Raw genomic sequence first — 11975 nt, 5'->3', positions numbered from 1 at the left:
AGTGTTGGGGCAAGAGCGTTTTGCTTACTTTTGCGCTGTTCAAAAGTGAGCCGCCGTAAGGGCGGAACCAATACCCGCCATCACCCAAATAACGGATATGCACTCCGAAAAAATCTCACAAATTCTCATACCGATTCATATCCAACACCCCCTCCTCAACCGGCGTAGTCTCACGAATGTACTCCGACAAATCATGGAAATACTGCCAAAACAGCGGATGACTACGCCGCACCCCCCAACGATCCACAATCTTCTCAAACCGCTTGGCATCCTTGGCCCGCTCCATTTCAGCCACAAACTCCGGCACTTCCTGGGCCGGAATATTGAACATAAAGTTCGGATAGCTGCTCAACACACCCGGATAGATGGTCACCGTGTCCAGACCCGGCTGATAGCGATAAGCCTCACCCAACAGAAACGCCACGTTACTGTGCGCACGATTGCGCAACATGCTGTAGACCACCCGCTGACCACTGACAGTCTCAACCCGCAGCATCGTCGCTTCCGGCAGTTGATCAATGACCTTGAGCCCGGCGGCCGGGCGTGAAGTCAAACGGCTCAGCGCCTGCTCCGCATCCTGAATGGCGGGGTCCACGCCATCACGGGAACAATAGGCGCCCATGCAACGGTTGATCGGATCCGGGCTCGCATTCAAATCGCCATAACGCGCCAGCAACTGGTTGGCAAAGTCACGCTTCGGATCGTTTTCACTCAGGTGCAGGCCTGTAGGCTTATCGTCATCAATCGCCTCATAGTCCAGCCACAGCTTGAGCTTGCCGCTGTTCTGATACCAATCATCCATAAAGTCATCGCGTGAATCAGCCGGCATCAAGCGCAGGAAATTTTGTTCGGCACCATTGCGGATCAGGTCGAAGTACAGCCGGGTCTGCGCCTGGTGCGACACATTGCCGAACACATCGAAATTCACCGCCAGTTGGTAATAGGTGCGCTCCAGCAATGGATAATCGAACAACCACATCGTCTGCGGGACTTCGCCAATCAGGCCTTTGCTCACCGAGGCGCTGTCGAAGTGGCGGAAAATGCTCAGCAAGGCATTGTCATTACCGGCCCACAGGCTCGACCAGCTTGGCGGCGGCAAGTCGGCGTAGCTGTCGCGGCGCAGGGCCTCGTATGCATTACGCTTGTCGCGGTAAGCCAGCCACAGGCTGAGCACGCTGCCGACATCATCGTTCTGCCCCGGCATGGCCAGCAACGGCGTAGCCTGGCCGCGATAACGTGCATCGGTGATGTACAGGTCGTGGTCCGGGTCCTGGAACAACGTCCAGAAGTTGTCGCGGATCACATCCGTGGCAATCTGCCCACGGCACACCGGCCCACGGATAAAGGTGCGCACGAAGTACTCGGCGTTGTCCAGCATGAACTGGTAGCGCGCCTTGGCCGGAATGGCTTCGAAAGTTTCAAACGGATTGGCGCGACGGCCTGGGCCATAGCCCGGCAACGCGTCGACCTGCCAGTTACCGGCGTAGAACAGCGCTTTGATGCGCGCCATCTTCTCGGCACTGAACGGGTACGTGATGTGGGTTTTATGCACAATCACACCTTGCACCGGCCACAGGCGGTAGTAGACACGGGTGCCTGGGTCATCATTGGGGCGACGGGTGGCGATCAGGTCGATCGGCTGGCCGCTTGGCGTACGCGAGCGCACCCACTGGAAGAAATGCCCCGGCTCGCCGTTTTCGAAGTAGATATGGGCGAGGAACAAATGCTCGAACAACCAGCGCGCTACCAGGCTTTCCCGCGCTCCGGGCTGGTTGAACAGGTTTTCCCACTGCTGCACCTGCAGGGCTTCCTTGGCACTCGGCGCCAAGCCTTGTTCATCTATAGGTGCGCCAGACGCGAGCCAGCGTTGCAAGGTCTGGTACTGCTGGTCCGTCAGCCCTGTGACCGCCAGCGGCATGCCTTCCTTGGGATGGGCACCCGCGTAGGCATTAAACTCGCCGGGCATGGCGCACATGTTCTCGCGGTTCAGGCCCAGTACGATGTCTTCGGGCAGCTTGGCGTTGGGTTGCAGTGGTGCGTTATGGCCCAACTCCAGCATGCGCGCCATCAAGGCGGCCTGGCTGCCTTGGGCGTCCAGCACCGAATAGAAGCCTTTCTGCTGCCAGGCCTGCTTGCCGAAGGCGTCATAGAACAGCCGTGTGGTCGGCGTCGCCTGGCTGCGCTCACCATCGTAGACCGGCACTTTGCTGGCGCCTCGGGCAGCGCCTTCGCCACTGCCCAGGTTCAGTTGGCAGGCAGAGTCGTAGCAGGCATGGCAGGCCACGCATTTCTCGGTGAAGATCGGTTGGATATCGCGGGTGTAGGAAATCGCGGGGGCAGGACTTTGTGCCTGAGAGGTGCTGGCAATCAGCAACAGCGCGGCGCTGACAATAAGACGAAGTGACATGTATCCGGTTCCGATCCGAAGCGTACGCTGAAAATTTGCCGATGATTCTACCGGGCCACACTCTATAACAACATGAACGATATTCATGCAAAAACTGCGCATGCTCTAAATCGGCACAGGTTTGTTATGATTCACGCCCTCCGAAATGCCTGACCAGAGTAGTCCCATGTCCGATCGTAGCGTTCGTCTGCAAGCCCTTCATCAAGCCCTCAAGGAACGTATCCTGATCCTCGACGGCGGTATGGGCACGATGATCCAGAGCTACAAGCTTGAGGAAAACGACTACCGTGGCAAGCGCTTCGCCGACTGGCCCAGCGACGTCAAGGGTAACAACGACCTGCTGGTGATCACCCGCCCGGACGTGATCGGCGGCATCGAAAAAGCCTACCTGGATGCCGGCGCCGACATCCTCGAAACCAACACCTTCAACGCCACCCGCATCTCCATGGCCGACTACGGCATGGAAGAACTGGCCTACGAATTAAACGTAGAAGGTGCCCGCCTGGCGCGCAAGATCGCCGACGCCAAGACCCTGGAGAACCCGGCCAAGCCGCGTTTCGTCGCCGGCGTGCTCGGCCCGACCAGCCGCACCTGCTCGCTGTCGCCCGACGTGAACAACCCCGGCTACCGCAACGTGACCTTCGATGAACTGGTGGAAAACTACACCGAGGCCACCAAAGGCCTGATCGAAGGCGGCGCCGACCTGATTCTGATCGAGACCATCTTCGATACCCTCAACGCCAAGGCCGCGATCTTTGCCGTGCAAGGTGTGTTTGAGGAGCTGAGCATCGAACTGCCGATCATGATCTCCGGCACCATCACCGACGCCTCAGGCCGTACCCTGTCGGGCCAGACCACCGAAGCGTTCTGGAACTCCGTGGCCCACGCCAAGCCGATTTCCGTGGGCCTGAACTGCGCCCTGGGTGCCAGCGAACTGCGTCCGTACCTGGAAGAGTTGTCGAACAAGGCCAATACCCACGTTTCCGCGCACCCGAACGCCGGCCTGCCCAACGAGTTCGGCGAGTACGATGAACTGCCCTCGGAAACCGCCAAGGTCATCGAAGAATTCGCCCAGAGCGGCTTCCTCAACATTGTCGGCGGCTGCTGCGGCACCACGCCGGGCCACATCGAGGCCATCGCCAAGGCCGTCGCCGGTTACGCACCGCGCCAGATCCCGGATATTCCGAAGGCTTGCCGCCTGTCGGGCCTAGAGCCGTTCACCATTGATCGCAGCTCGTTGTTCGTCAACGTCGGCGAGCGCACCAACATCACTGGCTCGGCCAAGTTCGCCCGCCTGATCCGCGAGGACAACTACACCGAAGCCCTGGAAGTCGCCCTGCAGCAGGTGGAAGCCGGCGCCCAGGTGATCGACATCAACATGGACGAGGGCATGCTCGATTCGAAGAAGGCCATGGTGACCTTCCTCAATCTGATTGCCGGCGAGCCGGACATCTCCCGCGTGCCGATCATGATCGACTCCTCCAAGTGGGACGTGATCGAGGCCGGCCTCAAATGCATCCAGGGCAAGGGCATCGTCAACTCCATCAGCATGAAGGAAGGCGTGGAGCAGTTCATCCATCACGCCAAGCTGTGCAAGCGCTACGGCGCCGCCGTGGTGGTGATGGCCTTCGACGAAGCCGGCCAGGCCGACACCGAAGCGCGCAAGAAAGAGATCTGCAAACGCTCCTACGACATCCTGGTCAATGAAGTGGGCTTCCCACCGGAAGACATCATCTTCGACCCGAACATCTTCGCGGTCGCCACCGGTATCGAAGAGCACAACAACTACGCTGTCGACTTCATCAACGCCTGTGCCTACATTCGTGACGAACTGCCGTATGCGCTGACCTCCGGCGGCGTGTCCAACGTGTCGTTCTCGTTCCGTGGCAACAACCCGGTGCGTGAGGCGATCCACTCGGTGTTCCTGCTGTATGCGATCCGCAACGGCCTGACCATGGGTATCGTCAACGCCGGCCAGTTGGAGATCTACGACCAGATCCCGGCCGAGCTGCGCGACGCCGTTGAAGACGTGGTACTCAACCGCACGCCGGACGGCACCGATGCCCTGCTCGCCATCGCCGACAAGTACAAGGGCGACGGCAGCGTCAAGGAAGCCGAGACCGAGGAGTGGCGTGGCTGGCCGGTGAACAAGCGCCTGGAACATGCTCTGGTCAAGGGCATCACCACGCATATTGTTGAAGATACCGAAGAATCGCGGCTGTCGTTTGCACGCCCGATCGAAGTGATCGAAGGCCCGCTGATGTCCGGCATGAACATCGTCGGCGACCTGTTCGGCGCGGGCAAAATGTTCCTGCCCCAGGTGGTGAAATCCGCCCGCGTCATGAAGCAGGCCGTGGCGCACTTGATCCCGTTCATCGAGCTGGAAAAAGGCGACAAGCCGGAAGCCAAGGGCAAGATCCTGATGGCCACGGTGAAAGGTGATGTGCATGACATCGGCAAGAACATCGTCGGCGTGGTGCTCGGTTGCAATGGCTATGACATCGTCGACCTGGGCGTGATGGTGCCGGCAGAGAAGATCCTGCAGGTGGCCAAGGAGCAGAAGTGCGACATCATCGGGCTGTCCGGCCTGATCACGCCGTCCCTGGACGAGATGGTGCACGTGGCCCGTGAGATGCAGCGCCAGGACTTCCACCTGCCGCTGATGATCGGTGGCGCCACCACCTCCAAGGCGCACACGGCGGTGAAGATCGAGCCCAAGTACAGCAACGATGCGGTGGTGTATGTCACCGACGCCTCCCGTGCGGTGGGCGTAGCGACGCAGTTGCTGTCCAAAGAGCTCAAGGCTGGTTTTGTCGAGCGTACCCGCGAGGAGTACGTGGAGGTGCGTGAGCGCACCTCCAACCGCAGCGCCCGCACCGAGCGCCTGAGCTACCCCGCCGCCATCGCCAAGAAGCCGCAGTTCGACTGGAGCACCTACACGCCGGTAGTGCCGACCTTTACCGGCGCCAAGGTGCTGGACAATATCGACCTCAACGTACTGGCCGAGTACATCGACTGGACGCCGTTCTTCATTTCCTGGGACCTGGCGGGCAAATTCCCACGCATTCTGACTGATGAAGTCGTAGGGGAAGCCGCCACCGCGCTGTACGCAGACGCCCAGGAAATGCTCAAGAAGCTGATCGACGAAAAACTCATCAGTGCACGGGCCGTGTTCGGGTTCTGGCCGACCAACCAGGTGCAGGACGACGACCTGGAAGTCTACGGTGACGACGGCCAGCCGATCGCCAGACTGCACCACTTGCGCCAGCAGATCATCAAGACCGACGGCAAGCCGAACTTCTCCCTGGCCGACTTCGTCGCGCCCAAGGACAGCGGCGTGACCGATTACATCGGCGGCTTTATCACCACCGCCGGCATCGGCGCCGAAGAAGTGGCCAAGGCCTACCAGGATGCGGGCGACGACTACAACTCGATCATGGTCAAGGCCCTGGCCGACCGCCTGGCCGAAGCCTGCGCCGAATGGCTGCACCAGCAAGTGCGTAAAGACTACTGGGGTTACGCCAAGGACGAGCAACTGGACAACGAAGCCCTGATCAAGGAGCAGTACAGCGGCATCCGCCCTGCCCCCGGCTACCCGGCCTGCCCGGACCACACCGAGAAAGGCACGTTATTCCAACTGCTCGACCCCGAGGCACGCGAGATGGAAGCGGGTCGCAGTGGCGTGTTCCTTACCGAGCACTACGCGATGTTCCCGGCGGCGGCGGTCAGCGGCTGGTACTTTGCCCACCCGCAGGCGCAGTATTTCGCAGTGGGCAAGGTCGACAAGGACCAGGTGGCGAGCTACACCGCGCGCAAAGGCCAAGACCTGAGCGTGACCGAGCGTTGGTTGGCGCCGAACCTGGGTTACGACAACTAAGCCCGGCGGGATTGTCTATGCTGTCCCTCACACACCTTGTGTCGAGGGATGTATGGACGATCCAGTCAACAACAAGCCCCCTACCTTCTGGCAGATGCTGCACAGCGTGATGGCAGCCGCCTTTGGCGTGCAAAGCGGCAAGAATCGCGCCCGCGACTTCACCCACGGCAAACCCAGCCACTTTGTGGTGTTGGGCATTCTGTTCACGGCGGTGTTTGCCTTGACGCTATTCGGCATCGTCAAGCTGGTGCTGCTGGTGGCCGGTGTCTAGCGCAGCAGCAGTTGCAGGCTAAACGGGTAACGGTAGGACGCCGGCTTGCCCACGGCAGACAGTGTGCGAAAATCAACGGGCGCCGTGGGCCCTAACAAGCGTTGTGCCTGCGGGGCGTCTATCAGTTGGAACAGCGCTTCCTGGCGGTCACGCCCACCATGGGCGCTGATATCCACGCCCTTGGCGTCATCGTTGATCAACACCATCGCCCACCCGCCCAGGGTGAAATGCCCGGCAACCAGCGTAGTCAGCCGGCCCTCCAGCCGCGCCTGCAAGATCTGCGGTGAACTATTCACCGCGCTGAACAGCACCTCCTGGCCCGGCACGCGTCCGCTGCCCTGCAACGCCTGCATGGCCCCCAACGCCATCTCGTCGTTGGCCGACCACACCAGCACGGTTTGCGGGTAGCGTTTGAACAACAAAGTGGCTTGCTCTAACGCACGCTGACGACTCCATTCGCCATAGACCAGCTGGCGCAGGCGCACCTCAGGGTGCTCGGCCAGGGCGCGGTGCAGGCCCTGTTCGCGCAACTGTGCGGCCGGGGTGGTTTTGGTGCCAGAGAATGCCAGCAGGTCGATGGTCTCTCCGGCTGCGACGGGACCGTGCTGGCGGAGTAGATCGGTGAGCATCACGTAGCCGGCCTGTTCATCGTCAGCGACCATGCTGGCGATCCAGCCTGCACTGTTGCCGAGCAATTGCACCTGATCGGCGGTCAGCGCGTTATTCACGATCAGCAGTTTCACCCCGCTGCCCTGGGCCATGCGCAGGATCTGTGGGGCAACGTACTGCTCGTTCACCAGCACCAGGTAATCCGGACGCTCGCTGCCTTGCAGTGCTTCGCGCGCCTGATTCAGCGTGTTATTCGCATCGCGCTCGGAATAACGCACACGCAAATGCAGGCCGAGGTCCTTGGCACCGGCCTGCATGAATTGCGCGTAGCTGACCCAGAAGGTTTCCGTCGACATGCCAGGGTTGAGAAACACCACCGACGTGGCATGGGCCATGGCCCCGTACGCCGATCCCAGCAACCACACACACGCAATCAGCACCTTCGACATGGATGTTCAAGCCTTGAAGTTTGACCGTCATGATAGTGGCATTACGACAGTCAATCGAGGCTGTTTACTGGTGGCTTACCCAGAACACGGCCGTTCCCACTACCAGAATGATCAGGAACAGGATGGCCCAGGCATCAACGGTACTGTCAGGTTTACGGGCTTTTGTCGGATTGCTCATCGCATCGCCTCTTGTCGGTTTTATAGGTGATTACGTTCAAACACGCTCACAGTAAAGTTGACGATTGCCCGCATGACAAATGTGGGTATGGCGATAACGGTTCTCATTAGGCGATTTGGTTATTTGCATATACTCAAACATCACTTTTGCGCATAAACGCAAACTGGTATCGTGCGCCGGCTCCGTTGGGAGTGCGCGGCCGTGCGCGCAGATTTGCCGAGAACAGGACCTATATGTACGTATACGACGAATACGATCAGCGCATCATCGAGGACCGCGTCAAGCAGTTCCGTGATCAGACCCGACGCTATCTGGCAGGTGAACTGAGCGAAGAAGAGTTCCGCCCTCTGCGCCTGCAAAATGGCCTTTATGTTCAGCGCTTTGCGCCGATGTTGCGGGTGGCCGTGCCCTACGGCCAACTGACGTCGCGCCAGACGCGCATGATGGCCAAGATTGCCCGCGACTTCGACAAAGGCTATGCCCACATCAGTACCCGCCAGAACGTCCAGTTCAACTGGCCGGCACTGGAAGATGTGCCGGACATCCTGGCTGAATTGGCCACCGTGCAGATGCACGCCATTCAGACCAGCGGTAACTGCCTGCGCAACGTGACCACCGACCAATTCGCCGGCGTGGCCGCTGACGAGCTGATCGACCCACGCCCCTGGTGCGAAATCGTCCGTCAATGGACCACCTTCCACCCCGAATTCGCCTACCTGCCACGCAAGTTCAAGATCGCCATCAATGGCTCGACCTCGGACCGTGCGGCCATCGAAGTGCACGACATCGGCCTGGAGCCGGTGCACAACGCAGCCGGCGAGCTGGGCTTTCGCGTATTGGTCGGTGGCGGCCTGGGCCGTACCCCGGTGGTCGGTGCCTTCATCAACGAGTTCCTGCCGTGGCAGGACCTGTTGAGCTACCTCGATGCGATCCTGCGGGTCTACAACCGCTACGGCCGTCGTGACAACAAGTACAAGGCCCGGATCAAGATCCTGGTCAAGGCGCTGACCCCTGAGGTGTTCGCCCAGAAAGTCGACGCCGAGATGGAACACCTGCGCGGCGGCCAGACCACCCTGACCGAAGCCGAAGTTCACCGCGTCGCCAAGCACTTCGTCGACCCTGAATACAAAGCCCTGAGCAATCAGGACGCCGAGTTCGCAGCGCTGGACCAAGAACACCCTGGTTTCGCCCGCTGGCGTGGCCGCAACACCCTGGCGCACAAGAAGCCGGGTTATGTCGCCGTGACCCTGTCGCTGAAACCGACCGGTGTTGCACCGGGCGATATCACCGACAAGCAGCTGGATGCCGTCGCCGACCTGGCCGAACGCTACAGCTTCGGTCAACTGCGCACCTCCCACGAGCAGAACATCATCCTCGCGGACGTCGAACAGAGCCAACTGTTCACCCTGTGGGGCGAGTTGCGCGAAGGCGGTTTCGCCACGCCGAACATCGGCCTGCTGACCGACATCATCTGCTGCCCGGGCGGCGATTTCTGCTCCCTGGCCAACGCCAAGTCGATCCCGATTGCCGAATCGATCCAGCGCCGTTTCGACGACCTGGACTACCTGTTCGACATCGGCGAGCTGGACCTGAACATCTCCGGTTGCATGAACGCCTGTGGTCACCACCACGTCGGCCACATCGGCATCCTGGGCGTGGACAAAAAAGGCGAAGAATTCTACCAAGTGTCCCTGGGTGGCAGCGCCAGCCGCGATGCGAGCCTGGGCAAGATCCTCGGCCCATCCTTCGCCCAGGAAGCCATGCCTGAGGTGATCGGCAAGCTGATCGACGTGTACATCGAACAGCGCACCGAAGATGAGCGTTTCATCGACACCTACCAGCGCATCGGCATCGACCTGTTCAAGGAGCGCGTCTATGCAGCGAATCATTAAGAACAACGAAGTCCTCGACGAAACCTGGCACCTGCTGCCCAAGGACGCGAGCTTCGACGGTATCTCCAACTGCGACGACCTGATCGTGCCGTTGGCCCTGTGGCGCGAACATGCGCACGCCCTCAAAGCCCGTGACGGCGGCCTGGGTGTGTGGCTGGATGCTGAAGAAGAAGCCGAAGAAATCGGTGACGACGTGGAACATTTCCAGGTCATCGCCCTGAACTTCCCGGCCTTCACCGACGGCCGCAACTACTCCAACGCGCGCCTGCTGCGTGACCGTTACGGTTACAAAGGCGAGCTGCGCGCGATTGGCGACGTGCTGCGCGACCAGTTGTTCTACCTGCGCCGCTGCGGGTTCGATGCCTTCGCCCTGCGCGCCGACAAAGACCCGTACGAAGCGCTGGAAAGCCTCAAGGACTTCTCGGTGACGTACCAGGCCGCCACGGATGAACCACTGCCGCTGTTCCGTCGTCGCCAGTAAACTGTAGGAGCGGGCTTGCCCGCGAAGATCGTCAACGATAACGCGTGAGTCCTGGATGAGCGTGTTGTCTGTGAGGTTTTCGCGAGCAAACTCGCCCCTACAGGTTCTCGTTGATCAATCCTAATACCTGCTTTTGCCCTACGCTGCACGGTACCCCTTCCGGCTGCGCCCGTACCGCCTCGATTACCCCCAACAACTGCGCCTTGCTGTGGGCCAACTGCGCCTGCATCTCTTCGATCTGCGCGACCTTGCGCTCCAATGCCTCGATCAACTCTTCGCGCTTGTGCTCGCCCGGCGCCGGCATCAGTGCCTTGAGCTCCTGCAAGGTAAAGCCTGCCTGTTGCGCGCTCTGGATCAGTTGCAAGGTTTGCAGGGCCTCCGGCGAATATCGTCGGTAACCATTGGCCTGGCGCCCCACCTGGCTGATCAGCCCCTCAGCCTCATAAAAGCGGATCCGCGACGCCGCCAGCCCACTCTGCTTTGCCAGCTCACCAATATTCATCGCCGCACCTGCTTGACATTAAAGTTAACTTTAAGCTTAGCCTGAGGCCTCCCCCGCTCAGGAGTCAACCCATGTCACCCTTTGAAGCCCTGCAACTGCCCAATGGCCAAGTCCTTTCCAACCGCATCGCCAAGGCCGCGATGGAAGAAAACATGGCAGATGGCAACCAGGCGCCTTCCCCTGAACTGAAGCAGTTATACAAAGCCTGGGCGCAGGGCGAGCCTGGATTGTTGATTACCGGCAACGTGATGGTCGACCGCCGCGCCATGACCGGCCCCGGCGGCGTGGCACTTGAAGATGAGCAGCACCTGGCAAGCTTTCGCGAGTGGGCAGACGTGGCCCGTGGCAACGGCGTGCACTTCTGGGTACAACTCAGCCACCCAGGCCGCCAGACGCCGGCCAACCTGCGCCAGCAAGCCATTGCACCGTCCGCCGTGGCGCTCGACCTGGGCGGTTTCTCGAAGATGTTTGCCACGCCCAAGGCCATGACCGAGGACGACATCCAGGACGTGATCCAGCGCTTCGCCACCAGCGCACGCCTGGCCGAGCAAGCCGGGTTTACCGGCGTGCAGATCCACGGCGCCCATGGCTACTTGCTCAGCCAGTTCCTGTCGCCACTGAGCAATCAGCGCACCGACCGCTGGGGCGGCTCCCTGGAGAACCGCGCGCGGCTGTTGCTGGAAGTGATCCGTGCAGTGCGCGCCAACGTCAGCCCGTCGTTTTGTGTCGCCGTCAAACTCAACTCCGCCGACTTCCAACGGGGCGGTTTTGCAGAAGCCGATGCACGCGCCGTGGTCGAAATGCTCAACCCGCTGCCCATCGACCTGCTGGAATTATCCGGCGGCAGTTACGAAGCACCGGCCATGCAAGGCGAAGCGCGTGACGGCCGCACCCTGGCGCGTGAGGCGTACTTCCTGGAGTTCGCCAGCCAACTGGCGACCCTCGCCAAGATGCCGGTGATGGTCACCGGCGGCATTCGCCGCCTGCCCATCGTGCAACAGGTGCTGGACAGCGGCGTCGCCATGGCCGGAATCGCCACGGCCCTGACCCTGGAGCCGCAACTGATCCAGCATTGGCGCGAAGGCCGCGACCCCAACCCGCAACTCAAGCCCATCGACTGGAAGCGCAAACCCCTGGCCTCCCTCGCCATCCTCGCGGTGGTGCGCTACCAGATGCGCCGCCTCAGCCGCGGCCATTTGCCCAAAGCCAATGTTGCGCCGTGCATGGCGTTGGTGCGTGACCAGTGGTTTCTGGCGCGGCGCACCCGGCAATACCGGGCGGCCATGACGCAATCTTCACATTAAAGGAT

8 protein-coding genes are annotated in these 11975 nt (G+C 60.8%); 5 read left to right on the top strand and 3 right to left on the bottom strand.

The genetic code is table 11. The annotated features are described in order from the left end of the window. Positions 1-115: 115 nt before the first annotated feature. The gene (locus CI807_RS20085; RefSeq protein WP_095015897.1) at positions 116-2407 is read right to left on the bottom strand and encodes a fatty acid cis/trans isomerase; all 2292 of its coding nucleotides are present in this window, start codon (positions 2405-2407) and stop codon (positions 116-118) included. Between the two features lie 166 nt (positions 2408-2573). Between CI807_RS20085 and metH the strand changes: the two genes are divergently transcribed. Continuing rightward, positions 2574-6284 carry a methionine synthase gene (metH, locus tag CI807_RS20080; protein ID WP_095015896.1) on the top strand — a complete coding sequence of 1237 codons (3711 nt, stop codon included), beginning with the start codon at positions 2574-2576 and terminating at the stop codon, positions 6282-6284. Positions 6285-6336: 52 nt separating this feature from the next. Next, the gene (locus CI807_RS20075; protein WP_095015895.1) at positions 6337-6555 is read left to right on the top strand and encodes a DUF2970 domain-containing protein; all 219 of its coding nucleotides are present in this window, start codon (positions 6337-6339) and stop codon (positions 6553-6555) included. On the opposite strand, the gene CI807_RS20070 is transcribed toward CI807_RS20075, so the two are convergent. Next, the gene (locus tag CI807_RS20070) at positions 6552-7613 is read right to left on the bottom strand and encodes an ABC transporter substrate-binding protein (protein WP_095015894.1); all 1062 of its coding nucleotides are present in this window, start codon (positions 7611-7613) and stop codon (positions 6552-6554) included. The genes CI807_RS20075 and CI807_RS20070 overlap by 4 nt on opposite strands. Positions 7614-8024: 411 nt before the next feature. On the opposite strand from CI807_RS20070, the gene CI807_RS20065 reads away from it, so the two are divergent. Continuing rightward, entirely contained in the window at positions 8025-9683 is a 1659-nt protein-coding gene (locus CI807_RS20065) for a nitrite/sulfite reductase (protein WP_033902260.1), read from the top strand. Next, a complete protein-coding gene (locus CI807_RS20060; RefSeq protein WP_016979707.1) occupies positions 9667-10164 on the top strand; it encodes a DUF934 domain-containing protein in 498 nt (165 codons plus the stop codon). The genes CI807_RS20065 and CI807_RS20060 overlap by 17 nt, the downstream gene beginning before the upstream one ends. Positions 10165-10261: 97 nt before the next feature. On the opposite strand, the gene CI807_RS20055 is transcribed toward CI807_RS20060, so the two are convergent. Continuing rightward, positions 10262-10666, bottom strand: coding sequence for a MerR family transcriptional regulator (locus CI807_RS20055; RefSeq protein ID WP_095015893.1), 405 nt, complete (start codon positions 10664-10666; stop codon positions 10262-10264). Positions 10667-10737: 71 nt separating this feature from the next. Here CI807_RS20055 and CI807_RS20050 point away from each other — a divergent pair, with 71 nt between their 5' ends. After that, positions 10738-11970: an NADH:flavin oxidoreductase/NADH oxidase family protein gene (locus tag CI807_RS20050; protein WP_095015892.1), complete on the top strand. Its 1233-nt coding sequence runs from the start codon at positions 10738-10740 to the stop codon at positions 11968-11970. Positions 11971-11975 lie beyond the last annotated feature (5 nt).

Source organism: Pseudomonas sp. NS1(2017) (assembly GCF_002269425.1).
Lineage (GTDB): Bacteria > Pseudomonadota > Gammaproteobacteria > Pseudomonadales > Pseudomonadaceae > Aquipseudomonas > Aquipseudomonas reactans.
This window is presented reverse-complemented; position numbering and strand designations above follow the sequence as displayed.